16 protein-coding genes and 1 other RNA gene are annotated in these 20537 nt (G+C 69.4%); all 17 read right to left on the reverse strand.

Going from position 1 to position 20537, the window contains the following annotated elements:
* Window positions 1–28: 28 nt before the first annotated feature.
* Entirely contained in the window at window positions 29–1288 is a 1260-nt protein-coding gene (locus LQZ85_RS01505) for an alpha-hydroxy acid oxidase (RefSeq protein WP_053097383.1), read from the reverse strand.
* 10 nt (window positions 1289–1298) lie between these two features.
* On the reverse strand, window positions 1299–2021 hold the full coding sequence (locus LQZ85_RS01510; RefSeq protein WP_056279841.1) for an FCD domain-containing protein: 723 nt from the start codon (window positions 2019–2021) through the stop codon (window positions 1299–1301).
* A 138-nt stretch (window positions 2022–2159) separates the two neighbouring features.
* Window positions 2160–2813 (reverse strand): thymidine kinase, encoded by a 654-nt coding sequence (locus LQZ85_RS01515; protein ID WP_056279839.1) that lies wholly within the window; start codon window positions 2811–2813, stop codon window positions 2160–2162.
* Window positions 2814–2820: 7 nt separating this feature from the next.
* On the reverse strand, window positions 2821–4293 hold the full coding sequence (locus LQZ85_RS01520; protein WP_053099206.1) for a malate:quinone oxidoreductase: 1473 nt from the start codon (window positions 4291–4293) through the stop codon (window positions 2821–2823).
* Between the two features lie 83 nt (window positions 4294–4376).
* Window positions 4377–5447 (reverse strand): aspartate-semialdehyde dehydrogenase, encoded by a 1071-nt coding sequence (locus LQZ85_RS01525; RefSeq protein ID WP_053097389.1) that lies wholly within the window; start codon window positions 5445–5447, stop codon window positions 4377–4379.
* A 262-nt stretch (window positions 5448–5709) separates the two neighbouring features.
* Entirely contained in the window at window positions 5710–6993 is a 1284-nt protein-coding gene (locus tag LQZ85_RS01530; RefSeq protein WP_053099207.1) for an aspartate kinase, read from the reverse strand.
* Window positions 6994–7088: 95 nt separating this feature from the next.
* The gene (locus LQZ85_RS01535) at window positions 7089–8027 is read right to left on the reverse strand and encodes an EamA family transporter (RefSeq protein WP_082586678.1); all 939 of its coding nucleotides are present in this window, start codon (window positions 8025–8027) and stop codon (window positions 7089–7091) included.
* Window positions 8024–8617, reverse strand: coding sequence for a recombination mediator RecR (recR, locus tag LQZ85_RS01540; protein ID WP_053097391.1), 594 nt, complete (start codon window positions 8615–8617; stop codon window positions 8024–8026). Before recR ends, LQZ85_RS01535 begins: the two co-directional genes overlap by 4 nt.
* Window positions 8617–11043 carry a DNA polymerase III subunit gamma and tau gene (locus LQZ85_RS01545; protein ID WP_200955183.1) on the reverse strand — a complete coding sequence of 809 codons (2427 nt, stop codon included), beginning with the start codon at window positions 11041–11043 and terminating at the stop codon, window positions 8617–8619. Before LQZ85_RS01545 ends, recR begins: the two co-directional genes overlap by 1 nt.
* Before the next feature lie 104 nt (window positions 11044–11147).
* Window positions 11148–12227 (reverse strand): DUF2207 domain-containing protein, encoded by a 1080-nt coding sequence (locus tag LQZ85_RS01550; RefSeq protein ID WP_056279835.1) that lies wholly within the window; start codon window positions 12225–12227, stop codon window positions 11148–11150.
* A gap of 1 nt (window position 12228) precedes the next feature.
* Window positions 12229–14733, reverse strand: a complete 2505-nt coding sequence (locus LQZ85_RS01555; protein WP_056279834.1) for a glycosyl hydrolase family 65 protein — start codon at window positions 14731–14733, stop codon at window positions 12229–12231.
* Window positions 14730–15530 carry an HAD-IA family hydrolase gene (locus LQZ85_RS01560; RefSeq protein WP_056279832.1) on the reverse strand — a complete coding sequence of 267 codons (801 nt, stop codon included), beginning with the start codon at window positions 15528–15530 and terminating at the stop codon, window positions 14730–14732. The genes LQZ85_RS01555 and LQZ85_RS01560 overlap by 4 nt, the downstream gene beginning before the upstream one ends.
* A gap of 102 nt (window positions 15531–15632) precedes the next feature.
* The gene (locus LQZ85_RS01565; RefSeq protein WP_056279831.1) at window positions 15633–16853 is read right to left on the reverse strand and encodes an acetate kinase; all 1221 of its coding nucleotides are present in this window, start codon (window positions 16851–16853) and stop codon (window positions 15633–15635) included.
* The gene (gene pta, locus LQZ85_RS01570) at window positions 16850–18973 is read right to left on the reverse strand and encodes a phosphate acetyltransferase (protein WP_056279828.1); all 2124 of its coding nucleotides are present in this window, start codon (window positions 18971–18973) and stop codon (window positions 16850–16852) included. Before pta ends, LQZ85_RS01565 begins: the two co-directional genes overlap by 4 nt.
* Window positions 18974–19033: 60 nt before the next feature.
* Window positions 19034–19768, reverse strand: a complete 735-nt coding sequence (locus tag LQZ85_RS01575; protein ID WP_056279826.1) for a hypothetical protein — start codon at window positions 19766–19768, stop codon at window positions 19034–19036.
* Complete coding sequence (locus tag LQZ85_RS01580) at window positions 19765–20382, reverse strand: rhomboid family intramembrane serine protease (protein WP_230100382.1); 618 nt, start codon at window positions 20380–20382, stop codon at window positions 19765–19767. The genes LQZ85_RS01575 and LQZ85_RS01580 overlap by 4 nt, the downstream gene beginning before the upstream one ends.
* Before the next feature lie 43 nt (window positions 20383–20425).
* Window positions 20426–20522: signal recognition particle sRNA small type (ffs, locus tag LQZ85_RS01585), an RNA gene on the reverse strand.
* Window positions 20523–20537 lie beyond the last annotated feature (15 nt).

The raw sequence follows: 20537 nt of genomic DNA on the forward strand, positions 1-20537 counted from the left end.
ACCCCTCCCCTCGAATCCGGGGACGAGGTCAGCGGACGACGGCCTCCGACGCTGCCCGTGCGACCGGCACGAGGCGCGTGAGCTGAGTGACGTGCGACGGCTCGAGCTCCGCGAGTGAGGCGACGCCCAGAAGACGCATGGTGCGTTCGATCTCCGTCCGCAGGATCTCGATCGTGCGGTCGACGCCCGCACGGCCGCCAGCCATGAGGCCGTAGAGGTAGGCGCGTCCGATGAGGGTGAAGTCCGCTCCGAGCGCGACCGCCGCGACGATGTCCGCGCCGTTCATGATCCCCGTGTCGACCATGACCGTGAAGTCGTCACCCACGGCGGTCCGGACCTCCGGCAGAAGGTGGAACGGAATGGGCGCGCGGTCGAGCTGCCGCCCGCCGTGGTTGGAGAGCACGATGCCGTCGACGCCCGCGTCACGCAGGCGCACCGAATCCTCGACGTTCTGCACGCCCTTGATCACGATCTTGCCCGGCCAGATGTCACGGATCACCGCAAGGTCGTCGTAGCTGATCGTGGGGTCCATAGCCGCGTCGAGCAGCTCGCCGACGGTGCCGCCGGTGGTGCTCAGCGACGCGAACTCCAGCTTCGGGGTCGTCAGGAAGTCGTACCACCACCACGGACGCGGGATGGCATTGATGATGGTGCCGAGCGTGAGCTGCGGCGGGATGCTGAAGCCGTTGCGCTTGTCACGCAGCCGCGCTCCGGCGACCGGGGTGTCCACCGTGAACTGCAGCGTGTCGAAGCCCGCGGCGGCAGCACGGCGAGTGAGTTCGTAGGAGATCTCGCGGTCGCGCATGACATAGAGCTGGAACCAGTTGCGTCCGTGCGGGTTGGCCGCCTTCACGCCCTCGATCGACGTCGTGCCCAGGGTCGAGAGGGTGAACGGGATGCCGGCCGCCGCCGCCGCTCCCGCGCCGGCGACCTCGCCCTCTGTCTGCATGAGACGCGTGAAGCCTGTCGGCGCGATGCCGAACGGGAGCGCCGACGGGCCGCCGAGGATCTCGACCGCGGTGTCGACGTCCGGAGCCGGCCGGAGGATGCCGGGGTGGAACTCCACATCCTGGAATGCCTGGCGTGCCCGCGTGAGCGACAGCTCGCCCTCGGCGGCGCCATCGGTGTAGTCGAACGCGGCCTTCGGCGTGCGCCTCTTGGCGATCGTGCGCAGGTCGTCGATCGTGAGCGCCGAGTCGAGACGGCGCTTCTTGCCGTTGAACTCGGGCTTCTTGAACTTCATCAGGTCGAGAAGCTCTGCGGGGTTGGGAACCTGGCGCTGGACCATGGCTGTCCTCTCAGTCGGTGGGTCGGACGCTGCGGGTGAGCCCCGCCGCGGTGTAGTAGCCGGTGATGTGCGCTCGGACGAGGGTCTGGGCGGTCGCCGCGTCACCCGCGGCGATGGCCTCGATGATGGCTCGGTGCTCGGCGCGCAGCAGATCTGCCATGGCATCCCAGTCGGCGATGGATGAGGCGCCCTGCTGCACGTACGACTCGATGGAGGTGCGCAGGCCCGCCATGATCGCGGCGACGACGGTGTTGCCACTCGATTCCGCGAGGGCGAGGTGGAGCTGGGCATCGAGGGCGAGGAACTCGTCAGGCGTCAGGGCGCCGACGTCCATCGCATCGAGCACGCTGTGCGCCGCGGTGAGATCGGGCGCGTGCTGGCTCGCGAGAGCGGCGACGACCGCGTCTTCGAGCAGCAGTCGGGTCTGCACCACGTCCGCGAGCGGAAAGCCCTGTGCGGCGACCTGGAGGCGCAGAAGCGTCGACATGCCACCGGACGGGGTCGCGATCACGATCGCGCCCGACTGCGGCCCCGAGCCGGTCGAGGTGCGGATCAGCCCCATGACCTCGAGCACGCGCAGCGCCTCTCGGACGCTCGAGCGCCCGACACCCAGGTCCGCGGCGAGCTCGCGCTCCGAGGCGAGACGATCACCGGGGCCGAGACGCCCGTCGAGCAGGTCGCGCTCGACATGTTCGAGCACGAGCCTCCAGGCGCGCGCTGGCTGCTCCGGCATCCGCTCTCCTCATCGTGTGCATCGGCGGCATCGATCCCCGACGCACCTGTGGTCTGACCACAGTAGCGTGTGTGGTCAGACCACGCAACCGGGGTACGCCGACACACCGCCCGAGGGCGGAGGATGACGCGAGGGCGTTCAGCCCAGCCGCCCACCCGACTCTTCGAGGTAGCACGCGCCGCACAGCGACTCGTAGGTCGTGATCTCCGGCGCCAGCGATCCGTCAGCGCCCTCGTCGATGGCGACCTGGTCGCCGTCGAAGACGAACCGACCACCGATCACACGACCGTTGAAGACGGCCTTGCGCCCGCAGCGGCAGATGGTCTTCAGCTCCTCGAGGGAGTGCGCGATCGCGAGCAGACGAGCCGACCCCGGGAAGGCGTGGGTGAGGAAGTCATTGCGGATGCCGTAGGCGATCACCGGGATGCCGTCCTCGATCGCGATGCGGAAGAGGTCGTCGACCTGCTCCGCCGTGAGGAACTGCGCCTCGTCGATCAGGAGGCAGGCGACATCGATCGACCCCCCGCGGACCGGTTCATCGGCGACCGCACGGCGCACGCGATCCCGGTGCTCGTCGAAGAGCTCGCGGACGTCCGCATCGGGAGCGATGAGATAGTCGACGTGCCGCGTGACACCGAGTCGACTCGCGATCTCGGATGCACCCTTGGTGTCGATCGCCGGCTTCGCGAGCAGCACGTGCTGGCCGCGCTCCTCGTAGTTGTACGCGGCCTGGAGCAGCGAGGTGGACTTGCCCGAGTTCATCGCCCCGTAGCGGAAGTAGAGCTTCGCCACCGGCGCGCTACTCGTTGATGCCGAGCGTGGCCGCGGTCGCCGCGGTGGACTTCGCCGCCAGCTCGGGATCCTTGTTCAGCTGCTCGCCGAATGTCGGGATGAGCTCGCGCAGTTCCGACTCCCAGCCGGGGTACTCGTCGGGGAAGCACTTCTTCAGCAGATCGAGCATGATCGGCACGGCGGTGGAGGCGCCGGGCGAGGCCCCGAGCAGACCGGCGATCGAACCGTCGGCCGCGGACACCACTTCGGTGCCGAACTGCAGGATGCCGCCCTTCTTGGGGTCCTTCTTCATGACCTGGGCGCGCTGCCCCGCGTCGATGAGCGTCCAGTCCTCGTCCTTCGCCGTCGGCATGAACGTGCGCAGGCTGTCGACCTTCTTGGCGTGGTTCTTCAGCAGCTCCCCCACCAGGTAGGTGATGAGGTCGGGATTCGCGAACGCGACGCGCAGCATCGGCCACAGATTGTGCGTGCGCACCTGCGACACGATGTCGAGCATCGAGCCGTTCTTGAGGAACTTCGGGCTGAAGGTCGCGAACGGGCCGAACATCAGGGAGGCCTCGCCGTCGACCACGCGCGTGTCGAGGTGCGGGACCGACATGGGCGGGGCGCCCACCGAGGCCTGCGAGTACACCTTCGCCTTGTGCTGTGCGACGATCTTCGGGTTCGAGGTCTTGAGGAACTGCCCGCCGATCGGGAAGACACCGTAGCCCTTGATCTCGGGGATGCCCGAGCGCTGCAGCAGCTTGAGCGCCCAGCCGCCGGCGCCGACGAACACGAAACGCGCCTTGATCTGGTTCGGCGTGCGACCGATGGTCGTGCGGTAGTTGATGAGCCAGGTGCCGTCCTTCTGCTTCTTCAGGCTCTTGACCTCGTGGTTGGTGCGCAGCGCGACGCCCGACTCGGTGAGGTGGTCGAAGAGCTGGTGCGTCAGCGCACCGAAGTCGACGTCGGTTCCGGCGGGCACGCGGGTGGCCGCGAACGGCTCGCCCTTACGGCGCTGCTGCATGAGCAGCGGCGCCCACTTGTTGATGACGCGGGAATCCTCGCTGTACTCGATGCCCTCGAACAGCGGCTGCTTCTTCAGGACCTCGTAGCGGTCCTTGAGGTACTTGACGTCCTTCTCACCGCGTACGAACGTCATGTGCGGCGTCGCGTTGATGAAGGTCGACGGCGCATCGAGCACGCCGCGATCGACCAGAGACGACCAGAACTGACGACTCTGCTGGAACTGCTCGTTGATCGAGACGGCCTTGGCGGGGTCGAGCGGAGCGCCCTTCTGCTGCGGCATGTAGTTCAGCTCGCAGAGCGCCGCGTGGCCGGTGCCCGCGTTGTTCCACGGGTTCGACGATTCCTGAGCCACATCGGAGAGTCGCTCGAACGCGACGATCTTCCAATCCGGCTGCAGCTCGTGCAGAAGGGTACCCAGGGTGGCGCTCATGATGCCACCACCGATCAAGACGACATCGACGGTTTCGGTCACCACGACAGTCTAGTTCGCGGTCACGGCACGACAGACCACGCGGGGCCGTCCGGCGAGACCGGATCCGCATGACCGCGATGCGGTCAGGCTATGGCGACCAGGCGCTCGGCGAGGATCTCGGCGATCTGCACCGCGTTCAGCGCCGCGCCCTTGCGCAGGTTGTCGTTGCTGATGAACAGCACGAGGCCCTTGTTCTCGGGAGCGGACTGGTCGGCGCGGATTCGTCCGACGAAGCTCGGGTCCTTGCCCGCGGCCTGGAGCGGCGTGGGCACCTCGTCGAGGACGACACCGGGGGCTGCGGCGAGCACCTCGGCGGCGCGCTGCGGCGTGATGTCGCGGGCGAACTCGACGTTGATCGAGAGCGAGTGGCCCGTGAAGACGGGAACCCGCACGCACGTGCCGGCGACACGGAGGTCGGGCAGCTCGAGGATCTTGCGGCTCTCGTTGCGGAGCTTCTTCTCCTCGTCCGTCTCGTTCTGACCGTCGTCGACCAGGTTGCCCGCGAACGGGATGACGTCGAACGCGATCGGAGCGACGTACTTCTCGGGCTCCGGGAAGTCGATCGACGAGCCGTCGTGCACGAGGCGCAGCGTGTCGCCCTGGGCGAGGACGCCCTCGACCTGCCCGAGGAGCTCCTGCGCACCGGCGAGACCCGAACCGGAGACGGCCTGGTAGGTCGAGACGATCAGGCGCTCGAGACCCGCTTCGGCGTGCAGCGCCTTCAGCACCGGCATGGCGGCCATGGTCGTGCAGTTCGGGTTGGCGATGATGCCGCGAGGGCGGTCGTCGATCGCGTGCGGGTTGACCTCGCTGACGACCAGCGGAACCTCGGGATCGTTGCGCCAGGCGCTGGAGTTGTCGACGACGACGGCTCCGGCCTCGGCGAAGCGGGGAGCGTATGCGCGGCTGGCGGTCGCGCCGGCCGAGAAGAGGGCGATGTCGATGCCCGCGGCATCCGCCGTCTCGACATCCTCGACGATGACGGTCGCGCCGCCGAACTCGATGGCGGTGCCTGCAGAGCGCGACGACGAGAACAGGCGCAGCTCACGGATCGGGAAGGACCGTTCGGCGAGAATCTCGCGCATCACGGTGCCCACCTGGCCGGTGGCGCCGACGATGGCGACGGAGAGTCCTGAGTCGGAGATGCGGGTCATGATGTTCCTTGGCGTCGTGCAGTGCTGCATGCGAGGCTTCAGGCGCGACGTCGGGATGCGGATGCCGCGCCTGGCGCCGATGTCAGGGTTTCGGTGAGTCTACCGTGCCGTCCGGTGATCGAGGACCGACCGTCGGGCGGGGTGCGGGCCGGGTCAGCATCCCGAGTCAGTTTTGCGGATCGGGTCACGATTCGCGGACGGGATCAGCTGACACTTCCGCAGATCGTGCGGTCATCCGCAGATCGTGCGCGATCGGCGGAGGTCAGCGACCGGTGCCGGCGTGGACCGTGGCCTCGGCGTCGCCGTCGAGTCCGTACGCGGTGTGCACGGTGCGGGCGGCCTCGGCCAGGTCGGTGTCGCGGAGCACGACCGAGATGCGGATCTCGGACGTCGAGATCATCTCGATGTTGATGCCACCGGCCGACAGCGCCTCGAACAGCGTCGCGGAGACGCCCGAGTGCGTCCGCATACCCGCTCCGACGACGGACAGCTTGCCGATCTGGTCGTCGTGCACCAGGTTCTGGAAGCCCACTTCGGTCTGCTCCCCCGCGAGCGCCTTGAGCGCAGCCGAGGAATCGGCCTTGGGAACCGTGAACGAGATGTCGGTGCGACCCGTGGCCGACACGTTCTGCACGATCATGTCGACGTTGGCGCCGGACTTCGCGACGATCTTGAAGATCTCCGCCGCCTTGCCCGGCACGTCCGGAACGCCGGCGACGGTGATCTTGGCCTGGCCGAAGTCGGTGGCGACACCGGCGACGATCGGTTCTTCCATGGCTGCTGCTCCCTCGGCTTCGCGAGGGTTCTTCATACCCTCGCCCAGAACGTATGTGCCCTCGGACGACGAGAACGTCGAACGGGCGTGGATCAGGACGCCGTGACGGCGTGCGTACTCGACAGCGCGGATGTAGAGCACCTTCGCGCCGTTGGCGGCGAGCTCGAGCATCTCCTCGCTGCCGATGTGGTCGAGCTTCTGCGCCTTCGGGATGACGCGGGGGTCGGCCGTGAAGATGCCGTCGACGTCGCTGTAGATCTCGCAGACGTCGGCGTCGAGGGCCGCGGCGAGAGCGACGGCCGTCGTGTCCGAGCCGCCGCGTCCGAGCGTGGTGATGTCGCGGGTGTCGCGGTTGAAGCCCTGGAAGCCGGCGACGATGACGATGGCCCCCTCGTCGAGCGCTTCGCGCAGACGGATCGGGGTGACATCCACGATGCGGGCGGCGCCATGCTGCGAGTCGGTGATCATGCCCGCCTGGCTGCCGGTGAACGACCGCGCCTCGAAGCCCATCGAGTGGATGGCCATGGCCAGGAGCGCCATCGAGATGCGCTCACCGCTCGAGAGCAGCATGTCGAGCTCACGCGGAGCGGGAATCGGCGCGACCTCGTTGGCGAGGTCGAGCAGCTCGTCGGTCGTGTCGCCCATCGCGCTCACGGCGACGACGACGTCATGGCCGGCGCGACGCGTGTCGACGATGCGCTTGGCGACGCGCTTGATGCTCTCTGCGTCGGCGACTGAGGAGCCGCCGTACTTCTGCACGATGAGGGCCACGTTCACTCCCTGGGATGTCGGGCGGATCCGCCCACCCCCATTCTACGTTTGGCGCATATGCGCTTCTTCGCATGTGACGGTCGCGCCCGGGTGGGTCAGGGCGCGGGCGGCAGGGGCACTGCAGGCAGGTCGGCTCGGGCAGCGGCCTGGGGACGGAGGCGTCCGCCGGTGGCCGCGAACCAGCAGCCCGCGATGATCAGCGGGAATCCGATGAGCAGCCCCGGCGTCAGCGGCTCGGCGAGCACGATCGCACCGAGGATGATCGCCACGACCGGGTTCACGTAGGTGAACAGCGGCGCGCGGACGGGGCCGACCTCGCGGATGAGAGCGAAGAATGCCAGGAAGGCGACGGCGGTGCAGATGACGGCCAGCGCGAGGAGCGCGAAGATCGAGGGAAGCGTCGGCATCTGGTGCTGCGTGAGCAGCCCGATGGGCAGGTAGATCACGCCGATCATGAGCAACGACAGCGTGATGGTGCCGAGCGACGGGACGTCGTTCAGCTTTCGGGCGACGATGAAGGGGGCGATGGCATAGAGGATCGCGACCAGCAGCACCTCGCCGGCCGCGAGCAGACTGACCTCGCCTCCGAACAGTCCGGGCCCGGCGACGACGATCGCGACGCCGATGAATCCCACGAGAAGACCGATCCCCCGCGCCGGGCGCAGGACTCCCCGGTCTCCCCCGCCCAGTGCGATGAGCGCCGCGAACAGCGGCACGGTCGCGACGAGCAGACCCGTCATGCCCGAGGGCAGGGTCATCTCGGCGTGGCCGAGCAGCACGAACGGACCCGCCATCTCGACGAGGCCGAACGCGAGCACCCAGGGCCAGTGCTTCCACGCCGCTCTCAGCGCACCGCCGCGAAGCGCGAACGGGAGGAGGAGCAGCGCCGCGATGAGGGTGCGCCCGGCGACGATCGCGGGGGGCGACAGGGACTCGACCGCGATGCTGATGAACAGGTACGGCACGCCCCACAGCAGCGCCATGGCCCCGAAGAGCAGCCACCCGCGTCGCGAGAAGCCGCCCTGTGCGTTCACAGCACGCGCCGACCCTCGAATGCGCGCCCGAGGGTGACCTCGTCGGCGTATTCGAGGTCGCCACCGACCGGAAGGCCGGAGGCGAGGCGGGACACGGTGATCTGCATCGTGGTGAGCAGGCGGCTGAGGTAGCTCGCAGTCGCCTCGCCCTCGAGGTTGGGGTTCGTCGCGAGGATGACCTCCTGCACCGTGGCGTCGCCGAGACGCGACATCAGCTGGGCGATGCGCAGGTCGTCGGGGCCGATGCCGGCGATCGGGCTGATCGCGCCCCCGAGCACGTGGTACAGGCCACGGAACTCGCGGGTGCGTTCGATCGCGGCGACGTCCTTCGCGTCTTCGACCACGCAGATGACGGCCGGATTGCGTCGGGGGTCGCGGCAGATCGCACAGCGTTCCTGCTCTGCCACGTTGCCGCAGATCTCGCAGAAGCGCACCCGCAGCCGCACTTCCACGAGCAGCTCGGAGAGACGCGCGACGTCGAATGTCGGCGTCTGCAGGATGTGGAAAGCGATGCGCTGCGCGGACTTGGGGCCGATTCCGGGGAGCCGACCGAACTCGTCGATCAGCTCCTGGACGATGCCGTCATACATCAGGAGAACCTCGTCGGGGGCTCGTAGGGCTCTTCGCGAACGAACGTCGCGCCGAGCACCTGGCGGATCACGGCCTCGCCGTAGCGCTGGACTCCCCCGGCGGGGGCGCGCTCGGTGATCGCCGGGGCTGCGGCGGCCGAAGCCACTCTGCGCGCAGGGGATGCCTGTGCGGTCGTCGACCGCGCGGAGGGAGCGGTCGACGGCGAGCCTCCGGCGGGCGGCGCCGCCTGCGACATCGGCGCCGGCTCGTACGACGGGTCGTAGGGCGGCTCGTCGTCGAAGTACGGCGGCTCATCGTCGATGGGCGGAGGTGCGTCGTCTCGGATCTCCGGTGAGACGTCACTCGTCGCGCGGCTCGGAGGCGCCGCCGTCTGAGGCGCCGCCGTCTGAGGCGCCGCCGTCTGAGGCTCCGCTGCGGCAGAGGTGGCAGCAGGCACAGACGCCGCCGGCGGAGCGGTCACCGGAGCGGGCTCAGCGAGCTCGGATGCCGGGATCGACGCCACCGCCCACTCGGTGACGGGGGCCGAGGAACTCCCTGTCTGAGGAGCCGACGACCGAGCGGCCACGGTCTCCGTCTTCGGCGACTCACCACGCGGCTTCTCGGCGTGCGGGGTCTGCGATCGCGGTGACTGAGCTCGCGGTGACTCCGCTGACGCAGGCTCCGATGCGGGCGCGTCGTCGGTCGGGCGTGCCGATGAAGGCGTCGCGGGCTGGCGAGGCGCTCCCCCCGCTGGCATCGGAGCAGGGAGGTACTTGACGCGCACGCCGAGCTCCTGCTCGATGGCGCCGCGCAGATGGTCGGAGGGACCCGAACCCGGCGTCGTGCCCTTGAACTTGGCGACATCGTGCTGGCTGGTGAAGCCCAGAGTCAGCACCTCGGTGTCCGTGACGTATGCGAGCGGCTGGACGGCGGTGGCCAGCAGCCACGACGTGCGGCTGACGCTCTCGAGCCGCTTGAGGACGGCCGGCCAGGCGGCGGTGATCTGCTCGAAGGCGACCGGCCCGGAGGGCGCTGCGACCTCGGCGGCCGGTGCGGCGTCGACAGCCGGTGCAGCGCTCGACGTCGCATCGGCAGGGGTCGCTTCGGCCGTGTCGGACTCCCCGGTCTCCCCGCCGGCCGGTTCGGTCGTGGTCGCCGGCCGATCGGCCGCAGCCTGAGGAGCAGCGGCGGGAGCGGCGGGAGCAGCAGCTGCGGGAGCAGCCGACGAAGCAACGGGAGCGGCGGGAGCCGCCTGTGCAGGCGCGGACGCCCGCGGCGGGGCGGAGGCGGCAGCGGCCGGTGCGGACGGGACGGCGGCGACGGCATCCGCTCCCGCAGCGAGCACGCGAGCGACCATCAGCTCGAGGTGCAGTCGGGGCGAGGTGGCGCCCGACATGTCGTCGAGGGCGGCGCTGACGATGTCGGCCGTGCGCGAGAGTCGGGCCGACCCGAAGGAATCGGCCTGCGTGCGCATGCGCGCGAGCTCGTCGTCGGCGATTCCACGGAGCACCGACGACGCTCCCGCACCCACAGCCGCGATCACGATGAGGTCGCGCAGACGCTCGAGCAGATCGTCGACGAAGCGACGCGGGTCCTGGCCGGTCTGCACCACGCGGTCGATCGCCGGGAACGCCGCTGCGGCGTCGGCGCCGGCGAGCGCATCGACGATCTCGTCGAGCAGCGCGGCGTGCGTGTAGCCGAGGAGCGCCACGGCGCGCTCGTAGGCGACGGTCACGGTCTCGGAACCTGCGGGCGAGTCGGAACCGGCGATCAGCTGGTCGAGAAGAGACAGGGTGTCTCGCGGCGACCCTCCCCCGGCGCGGACCACCAGAGGAAGGACACCGCGCTCGGCGACCACGCCCTCTTCGCCGCACAGCTTCTCGACGTACTCGAGCATCGCCGCCGGGGGCACCAGTCGGAACGGGTAGTGGTGCGTGCGCGAGCGGATCGTGCCGAGCACCTTCTCGGGCTCGGTCGTCGCGAAGATGAACTTGACGTGCTCGGGCGGCTCTTCGACGAGCTTGAGGAGAGCATTGAACCCCTGCGGCGTCACCATGTGCGCCTCGTCGAGGATGAAGATCTTGTAGCGATCGCGGCTGGGGGCGAACGTCGCCCGCTCGCGCAGATCACGTGCGTCGTCGACGCCGTTGTGGCTGGCCGCGTCGATCTCGACGACGTCGAGCGAGCCACCGCCCGCCCGCGACAGCTCGACGCAGCTCGGGCACTTTCCGCAGGGCACGTCGGTCGGGCCCTCCGCGCAGTTCAGGCAGCGGGCGAGGATGCGCGCAGACGTCGTCTTTCCGCATCCACGGGGTCCGGAGAAGAGGTAGGCGTGGCCGACACGGTCGCCGCGGAGCGCAGTCATCAGCGGTTCGGTCACCTGGGACTGCCCGATCATCTCGCCGAACGACTCGGGGCGGTAGCGGCGGTAGAGGGCTGTGGTCACCAGAACAGCCTACGGCGTGCCACGGACGTTCAGGCAGACGAGCGCCGACGATCGCGCCCGGGATCCGCGACGCGCCGCTGAGACGGCCGAGGTTCGGCGAAGGCTCACGACGACGCGGCCTCGAAGACGCCGCCGACCACCTCGACGACCCCGCCCGTCGCGTCGACCAGCTCGCCGACCGCACTCACCAGATGCACGACGCCACCCACCGCTTCGATCACCTCGACCACGGCTCCCGCGACCTCCATCGCGCCCTCGATCCCCTCGGCGACCCGCAGGGCCTGCGACTCGGTCTGCAGCACAGCCGTCCATGACCGTTCCAGACCGAAGAGCACCGCATAGGGCAGCAGTCGCTCGTTCAGCAGGAACCTCCGCAGTCGTTCCGCCGACGCCGCCGACGAGACGTCCGCCCGCAGATCCGCCCCGTCCGTCGACTGCGAGAACCGCAGCGGCTCCGCCTCGGCGAGGGCGATGTACTCGCGCATCCCGGCGAGGTGCGCGCGCAGCGGCTGCGCCGCAGGGCGGAACCGGCGCCACGCCCGCGGAGCGACCACGATCGCCGCGACCGCCGCGACCAGGCCGACGACCAGCACGGCGTAGAGAGCCGCACCCGGCTCGCTCACCGACCAGGCGGCGATGAGCAGCAGAAGGCAGATGCCCCCCACCAGCACCGCGGCGACGCGGATCAGGAACGTGGCCCACCCGCGTCGACTCCGGTCGATGAGCCCCGCGGCCGCGAGCCGCTTCTCCGCCTCGTCGAGGACACCGCGCACCCGGCGGTGCAGAGCCCGGGCATCCGCACTGAACCGTCGCACCCGCCCCGGGGTGTGATCCGGCCCGAACAGCGCCTCGAGCACGCTGAGCTCCTCGGACGTGAACGTCGCACCGTCGACGACCTCCATGCCGACGGGTGCACGCCGGTGCGACCTGCCGGTCGTCGCCGCGTCGGCGTCGACCAGCAGCCGCACCTTGCGCTGCACGGCCAGATCGATCAGCGCGGCGGCTACGGCCTTCCGATCCGCGTTCAGCAGCAGCGCGTCGTGCAGCACGGTCGCACCCTCGGCCGGGCTGAACCGCGCACCGGGGGACGCGACGCGCTGCACCGAGCGCGCCCGCTCGACCACCGCGAGCACGAACAGGAGCAGCGCGGGCGCGAGTCCGAACAGCGCTGCGGTGATCAGCACCTCAGTCGATCGGCTCGATGATGGGGATGGCGGTCGTGATCACCGGGACGGATGCGGACAGCCGCGTGCCGTCCTCGCGCAGCGCGTCGGCGAACTGCCGCAGCGACGGGCGACCGGGGATGAGCGGTCCCTGATCCGCGAGTGGGACGACGACCTCCTGCTCGGTCGTGGCGATGTATGCCACATCGCGCACCGTGAACGGCACCGGGTCTCCGGAGAGCACTCGCACGCGCAGCTCACCCGTCGTGAGCGTGACCTGCAGAGAGGCCCCCTGCCACTGCAGCGGGTACGACAGCGACGGCCAGTCGGCGGGCAGCCGCGGGTCGAAGCTGAGCTCGCCGGCATAGTCGCGCATACCGCCGAAACCGCAGACGAGAGCGGTCCACACGCCTCCGGCCGACGCGACGTGCACACCGTCCGCCGCGTTGTGGTGCAGGTCGTGCAGGTCGACGAACAGTGACTGCCGGAAGTACTGCAGAGCGAGATCCTGGTAGCCCACCTCGGCGGCGAGGATCGACTGCACGACGGCCGACAGCGTCGAATCGCCCGTGGTCAGCGGGTCGTAGTAGTCGAAGTCGGCCTTCTTCTCCTCGGGCGTGAAGTGGTTGCCCTGCAGGAACAGCGCGAGCACGACATCCGCCTGCTTGAGCACCTGGAACCGGTAGATGACGAGCGGGTGGAAGTGCAGCAGCAGCGGTCGCTGCTCCTTCGGCGTGTGCGCCAGATCCCAGACCTCGCGCTCGAGGAACAGCGAGTCCTGCGGGTGGATGCCGAGCCGTTCGCTGAACGGGATGAACATCGCGTCGGCGGCGCGCTCCCAGCCTTCCGCCTCGCCCTCGGCGAGTCCGGTGCGCTCGACGACCCTGGCGAACTCCTCGCCGTTGGCCTCCTGCGCCTCACGAACGACCTTCGCCGCGTAGCGCAGGTTGTAGCGCGCCATGACGTTCGTGTAGAGGTTGTCGTTGACGACGGTGGTGTACTCGTCAGGACCTGTCACACCGTGGATGTGGAAGGTCTCGATGCCGTCGTCGTCCTTCGTGTCGGCGACGAGGCGCGAGGTGCGCCAGAACCCGAGTGTCGCCCACAGTCGCGCCGTCTCGATCGCGATGTCGATGCCCTCACGCCGCAGGAAGTCGTCGTCGCCCGTCGCGCGCACGTACTTGCCGAGCGCGAAGCTGACGTCGGCGTTGATGTGGTACTGCGCCGTGCCGGCCGCGTAATAGGCGGAGGCCTCTTCGCCGTTGATCGTGCGCCACGGGAACAGCGCGCCCGCCTCGTTGAGCTGCGCGGCCCGTCGGCGAGCCGCCGGAAGCATGAGCACTCGCGCCCGGAGCGCGTTGCGCGCCCACTGCGGCGACGTGTAGGTGAGGAACGGGAGAACGTAGATCTCGGTGTCCCAGAAGTAGTGTCCGCTGTATCCCGACCCCGAGACGCCCTTCGCGGGCACGCCGGTTCCGTCGGCGCGGGCCGAGGCCTGTGCGAGCTGCAGGAGGCACCAGCGGGTCGCCTGCTGGATGTCGTCCTGTCCGCCGATCTGCACGTCGCTGCGAGCCCAGAAGGCAGCGAGCCACTCGGCCTGTCGATCGAACTGCGCCTGGACGCCCTCGACCGCGACGCGGTCGAGGGATCGACGGCAGCGGTCGACGAGCTCACGGGCCGGCACACCGCGGGAGGTGTGGTAGCTGACGAGTTTGGTGACCGTGATGGGCACCCCGGCCTTCGCCTGCACCCGGAACACGTTCTTCGAGATGTCCGCCTCGATGAGAGTGCGCGAGGTGTAGTCGTTCTCGGTCTCGATGATGTGGTCGGCGACCACTGCGACCGTCATGCCTGATGCCGCGACGCTGTAGGACAGCGCGGAGCGCAGTCCGTCCTGCCAGTACTCGCCGGGCTCGAGCACGCGCTCGGCGATCTTCTCGGCCTTGCGCGGATCGAATCCGCCCTTGGCCTGGTTCGGGGTGCCCGCGTACACGCCGGCACCGTCCTGGCGGTTGATCATCTGGCAGCTGACGGTGACCGGGGCGTCGGCGTTCTCGACGACGACCTCGAGTCGCAGCACGGCGAGGTGGCGCTCCTCGAAGCTGACGATGCGCTCATCGCGCATCCGCACGCGCTTGCCCGACGGGGTCTCCCACACCACGGTGCGCTCGAGCACGCCGGTGCGCATGTCGAGCGTGCGGCGGTACTCGCGCACGTCCGCCTCGTCGAACGAGATCGGCTCGTCATCGACATAGACGCGCATGACCTTGGCGTCGGGGGCGTTGACGATCGTCTGCCCCACCTCGGCGAAGCCGTAGGCCTGCTCGGCGTGCCGGATCGGCCACGTCTCGTGCAGTCCGTTGATGAAGGTGCCGTGCTCGTGGGCGCCGCGCCCCTCGATGTGGTTGCCCCGGAGTCCGAGGTAGCCGTTGCCGACGGCGAACAGGGTCTCGGCGACGCCGTCTTCGGAATAACGCGTCTCGATGAGGCGCCAGGGGTCTACGGGGAAGCGGTCGCGGTCGATCATGCGGTCTCCTCGTTGTCGGAGCGGGGTGCCTGAGCGGCGGAGTCGGACGGCGCGGACTCGTCGGCCGCGGGGTCGAGGAACACGTCGAGATCGTCGACGACGACCGTCGCGCCGGCGGCGCGCAGCGCGTCGGCCCCGGTGCCGCGGTCGACGCCGACGACGGTGGCGAATCCGGCTGCGGCGGCAGAGGCCGCGCCCGAGGTCGCGTCCTCGACGGCGATGCTGCGGGCCGGGTCGACGCCCAGCGCCACCGCGCCGGCGCTGAACATGTCGGCGGCGGGCTTGGAGGCGAGGTTCTCGCGCTCTGCGACGACACCGTCGACCACGATGCGGAAGAACGAGCGGATGCCGGCGGCAGCCAGCACCTCTTCGGCGTTCTTGGAGCTCGAGACGACACCGAGCGGGATGCCGGCGGCGGAGAGCTTCTCGACGAGTGCGAGCGATCCGGGGAACGGGGCGATGCCCTCGCCACGCAGGGACTCGGCGAACGCGGCGTTCTTGCGGTTGCCGATGCCGCAGATCGTCTCGGCCTCGGGCGGGTCGTCGACCGCACCCCAGGGGATCTCGACGTTGCGGCTGCGCAGCAGACTGGCCACGCCGTCATAGCGCTTCTTGCCGTCGACGTAGTCGAAGTAGTCGGCATCCGAATACGGAGGAGTGATGCCCCAGCGCTCGAACACGTCGTCGAAGACGACCTTCCACGCGCGCATGTGCACTTCGGCGGTCGGCGTCAGCACGCCGTCGAGATCGAACAGGACGCCTTCGGCGCGGAGCGGATCGGGCAGGGCTTCGGGCACAGCAGCCTCCAGGAGAAGGACGAGGGTTCCGGCACCTCTCCGTGCCACTGTGCAAGCGTAGTGCGGCTCGGCACCGAGCGGTAACCCCCGAGGGCGTATCGGTCAGAGCAGACGGAACGTCTGCCGGGCGATCTCGAGCTCTTCGTTCGTGGGCACCACGAGCACAGCGACTCTGGACGCGTCCGTCGAGATCCGCCGGACTCCGCGCTGGCGGGCGGCATTGCGCCCGTGATCGATCTCCACGCCGGCGAATCCGAGCGTCGCCATCGCTTCCGCGCGCACGGCCGCTGCGTTCTCGCCGACCCCCGCGGTGAAGGAGATCACGTCGACTCCGCCGAGCTGCGCGATGTACGACCCCGCATACGCCCTGAGCCGGTGGATGTAGACGTCGAACGCGAGCGTCGCCGCCGCATCTCCCGCTTCCCTGCCCGCGAGGATGTCGCGCATGTCGCTGCGCCCTGCGAGGCCTTTGAGCCCACTGCGCGTGTTGAGGAGCGCGTCGAGATCGTCGATCGAGTACCCGGCTCGACGCGAGAGGTGCACGAGCGCCGCAGGATCGAGATCCCCGGACCGGGTCCCCATGACGAGCCCCTCGAGCGGAGTGAGCCCCATCGAGGTCTCCACCGATCGGCCGCCCTCGATCGCGGTCACCGAGGCGCCGTTGCCGAGATGGAAGACGAGCTGGCGGAGTGTGCCGAGGTCGCGCCCGAGGAACGCGGCGGCCGACTCGCTCACGAACTGGTGGCTGGTGCCGTGGAATCCGTATCGGCGCACCCGGTGCTCCGCGGCGAGCTCTGCGTCGATCGCATAGGTGTAGGCGGCCGGAGGCAGTGTCTGATGGAACGCCGTGTCGAACACGGCGACGTGCGGGACGCCGGAGAACACCGCCCTCGCCGCGACGATCCCGGCGAGGTTCGCGGGGTTGTGCAGGGGGGCGAGCACCGAGAGCTCCTCGATCTGCTCCTCGACGTTCGGTGTGACGAGGGTGGGTGCGTAGAACCGTGCCCCGCCGTGCACCACCCGGTGTCCGACGGCGACGGGCGGATGCTCGTCGAGCAGCGGACCGTGCTCGGCGAACTGGTCGAGCATCACCGTGAACGCGGCATCGTGATCGGCTACGGGCTGCTCGGAGTCGTACGAGGCATCGAGCATCGTGACGACGGCATCCCCTCCGGCCTCCGGACGCACCGTGTGGCGGACGGCACTGAGGTCCTGTCCGATCCGGTCGATGAGTCCCGTCGCGAGCTCGTTCTCGTTCTCGATGTCGATCAGGCTGTACTTGAGCGACGAGGAACCGCTGTTGATGACGAGGATCGCGCTCATGCGGTCGCTCCTTCGGACTGCGCCTGGATCGCCGTGATCGCGACGGTGTTGACGATGTCGTCGACCAGCGCACCGCGCGAGAGGTCGTTGATCGGCTTGTTGAGACCCTGCAGCACGGGGCCGATCGCGACGGCACCCGCCGATCGCTGCACCGCCTTGTACGTGTTGTTGCCGGTGTTCAGGTCGGGGAAGACGAAGACGGTCGCCCGCCCTGCCACCGCCGAGTCGGGGAGCTTCGCCTTCGCCACCGCTGCGTCGGCCGCGGCGTCGTACTGGATCGGGCCTTCGACGAGCAGCTCGGGTGCACGCTCGTGCACGAGTGCGGTCGCGGCTCTGACCTTGTCGACGTCGGCACCCGAGCCGGACTCCCCCGTCGAGTACGACAGCATCGCGATGCGCGGCTCGATGCCGAACTGCTGTGCGGTCGCTGCCGACGAGATCGCGATGTCGGCCAGCTGCTCGCTCGTCGGATCCGGGATCACCGCGCAGTCGCCGTAGACGAGCACCCGGTCGGCGAGCGCCATGAGGAAGACGCTCGACACGACGGTGACGCCCGGCTTGGTCTTGATGATCTCGAACGACGGGCGGATCGTGTGCGCCGTCGTGTGCGCGGCACCCGAGACCATGCCGTCCGCGAGGCCCAGGTGGACCATCATCGTGCCGAAGTACGACACGTCGGTGACCGTGTCGGCGGCCTGGGCCAGCGTGATGCCCTTGTGCGCCCGCAGCCGCGCGTACTCGGCCGCGAAGCGCTCGACCATCTCGGGATCGTTCGGGCTGATCACCTGGGCCGCCGAGATGTCGACGCCCAGCTCGACCGCCCGAGCCCTGACCGCCGACTCGTCGCCGAGGATCGTGAGATCCGCGACCTCCCGGGCCAACAGGGTCGCCGCCGCTCGGAGGATGCGGTCGTCATCGCCCTCCGGCAGCACGATGCGTCGACGGTCGGAGCGTGCTCTCTCGATGAGGCCGTACTCGAACATCAGCGGAGTGACGACGCGCGACTCCGCGAGACCGAGCTGAGTGGTGAGCTCGGCGATGTCGACGTGGGTCTGGAAGAGCCCCAGCGCCCGGTCGTAGCGGCCCCGCGACTCGGGCGAGATGCGGCCACGGGCCCCCATCACGCGCACCGCGGTGTCGTAGGTGCCGAGGTCGGTCGCGATGATCGGCACGGTCGAGGTGAAGCCGTCGAGCAGCTGGACGATCGGCTCGGGAAGCGGGAAGGGGCCGTTCAGGATGATGCCGGCGACTCGGGGGAACGTGCCGGACGCATCCGCGAGCAGCGTCGCGAGCAGCACCTCGGTGCGGTCGGCGGGGATCACCACGACCGACTCCTCCGTGAGCCGGGGAAGCACGTTCACCATCGACATGCCCGCGACGACGATCGTCAGCGCCTCGCGTGCGAGACGGTCGCGGTCACCCTTGATGAGCCGGCCGTCGACCGCGGCGAGGATGCCGTCGATCGACGGTGCCACCAGGGTGCGGTCCTCGGGGATCGCCCACACCGGCGTGGTCTTCTGCGGGCGCACCGCCGCGACGGCCTGTTCGATGTCGTCGAGCCGATCGGGGTCGGCCCGGTTCACGATGATCGCGAACAGCTCCGCACGCTCGACCTCGAGTTCGGCGAGCGCGAGCGCCCCGATCTGTCCGACCGCGGCGGGAGTGCGGGCGGTGGTCGTGCCCAGCTGCTCGGCCTGCCGCTGCTGATCGCGACCGCTGAGCACGAGCAGCACGGGCGCCGCCAGGTTCGCGGCGATCCGGGCGTTGTACCCCAGCTCTGCGGGGCTGGCGACATCGGTGTAGTCGCTGCCGATGATGACGACCGCGTCGCACTGGGCTTCGACCGCCTTGAACCGGGCGACGATGGTCGACAGCGCCCGGTCGGGGTCGTCTCGCACATCGTCGTAGGTCACGCCGATGCAGTCCTCGTAGTCGAGGTGCACCCCGTCGTGTGCGAGCAGCAGCTCGAGCACGTCGTCGCGCTCGGTCACCGACCGGGCGATCGGGCGGAAGACGCCGACCCGCGGGGTGACGCGCATGAGCGCGTCGAGCACGCCGAGGGCGATGGTCGACTTACCGGTATGGCCTTCGGCCGAGGTGATGTAGATGCTCTGCGCCACAGTCCCACCCTAGGTGCACGACCTCATGATCTCGCTGGGTTGACAGCCGTGCGAAACAGCTCAGCAGGGCGTCGAGAGCGCATCGACCACGGCTGCGGCGTCCGAGGCGTAGCGCGTGTAATAGGTGGGGTCGAGGTTGATCTGCACCCGGTGGATCGCGAGCGACGGATCCATCGACTGCCAGTCGGGGACCCTCGCGAGGCGCTCGTAGAACAGCGTCGCGGCGGTCGCCGGGTCCATGCGCTGCTCGGCCGAACCCCACCAGTGCTGCTGTTGGAAGAGTCCGATGCTCGTCGTCCGGCTGCCGTCGGGGTTCGTGAACCCGCTCGTCTCCCAGTCGCCGTAGTCGATGTTGTTCAGGCTGCTCTCGCCCATCGCCGTCATGACGCCCAGGATCTGCCCGTCTCGACCGAAGCCGAGCGCGGTCGCCGTCTGCATGATGGTCGCGGCGTTCTCGAGCTGCTCCCCCTGCCAGCCCGCGACACCCGCCTCCGGGAACGTGGTCGGATCGGAGATGCAGATCGCCAGCGGCTTCTCGTGGGCGAGTCCCAGCGGGATCAGCACCGCGGCGAGCGCGACCACGATCACCGCCGCCGCAGAGAGTGCGACGCGTCGCAGCACCTTCGCCCGCCGCATCCGCCGCTGCGCTCGACGTCGCGGCGACGCGCGGTGCGTGCGTGCGCGCTGCCGACTCGCCGTCTTGCCGTCAGTCGCCTTGCGGGCGCCTGCCTTCCTGCGAGCCGCCGTCTTCCTCGTCGACGGCGTCTTCCTCGTGGTCGCGCCCCGAGAGCTCATACGCTGCGGGTCTCGCGTCCGCCTCTGCCGACGAACGCGGCGAGGCCGCCCCCGATCGCACCGAACAGATGCGCCTGCCACGAGATGCCCTCGCGAACGCCGACGACGCCGGCGAGCATCGAGCCGCCGTAGAGTCCGATCACGATGAGCGCGACGATCGCATAGAGCACGCGATGAGCGACTCGTCCCGGCGCGAAGACCCGCATCACGGTGTATCCGAAGTATCCGAAGACGAGTCCTGATGCCCCGACGGTCAATGCTCCTGGCGCGTTCACGAGCCAGGTGCCGAGGCCGCCGACCACGGCGGCGAATGCGGTGACGGTCCAGAACCTGCGGGTGCCCTCGACAGCGACGAGGCTGCCGAGCACGAGAAGCGGCACGGTGTTGCCGATCAGGTGCGCCCAATCCGCGTGCAGGAGAGGCCCGACCACGATGCCCCCGAGCCCCGAGAGGTCCCAGGACCGAAGACCGAAGCCCGTGAAGGACCCGGGGAGGATCGCGTCGACGAGCTGCACGAGCCACATCAGGGCGACGAGCAGCAGAGGCGCCGCGAAACGGCCGAGAGCGCTGGAGCGCGGGGAGTCGGCGGTGCGGGTCACGTCGGGCCTTGTCACGTCACGATCCTGTCAGGACTGCCCCGGAGGACCCTGACAAAAAGAAAGTGACCCTCCGCGCACCCAGCAGAGCCCGGTTACCCTTGCTGCGTTTCCGCCCTGGGGGAATTGGCCTGGATGCCGCCACGCGGAGAGCCGTCGACAAGTCTAGCCGA

The organism is Microbacterium sp. Bi98, assembly GCF_918698045.1.
Classification (GTDB): Bacteria; Actinomycetota; Actinomycetes; order Actinomycetales; family Microbacteriaceae; genus Microbacterium.

Bases quoted from the DNA above. Each gene is read 5' to 3' on its own strand.
- LQZ85_RS01505 (WP_053097383.1), bottom strand. From the start codon at position 1,288: ATGGTCCAGCGCCAGGTTCCCAACCCCGCAGAGCTTCTCGACCTGATG.
- LQZ85_RS01510 (WP_056279841.1), bottom strand. From the start codon at position 2,021: ATGCCGGAGCAGCCAGCGCGCGCCTGGAGGCTCGTGCTCGAACATGTC.
- LQZ85_RS01525 (WP_053097389.1), bottom strand. From the start codon at position 5,447: ATGACCCGCATCTCCGACTCAGGACTCTCCGTCGCCATCGTCGGCGCC.
- recR (WP_053097391.1), bottom strand. From the start codon at position 8,617: ATGTATGACGGCATCGTCCAGGAGCTGATCGACGAGTTCGGTCGGCTC.
- LQZ85_RS01555 (WP_056279834.1), bottom strand. From the start codon at position 14,733: ATGATCGACCGCGACCGCTTCCCCGTAGACCCCTGGCGCCTCATCGAG.
- LQZ85_RS01565 (WP_056279831.1), bottom strand. From the start codon at position 16,853: ATGAGCGCGATCCTCGTCATCAACAGCGGTTCCTCGTCGCTCAAGTAC.
- LQZ85_RS01575 (WP_056279826.1), bottom strand. From the start codon at position 19,768: ATGAGCTCTCGGGGCGCGACCACGAGGAAGACGCCGTCGACGAGGAAG.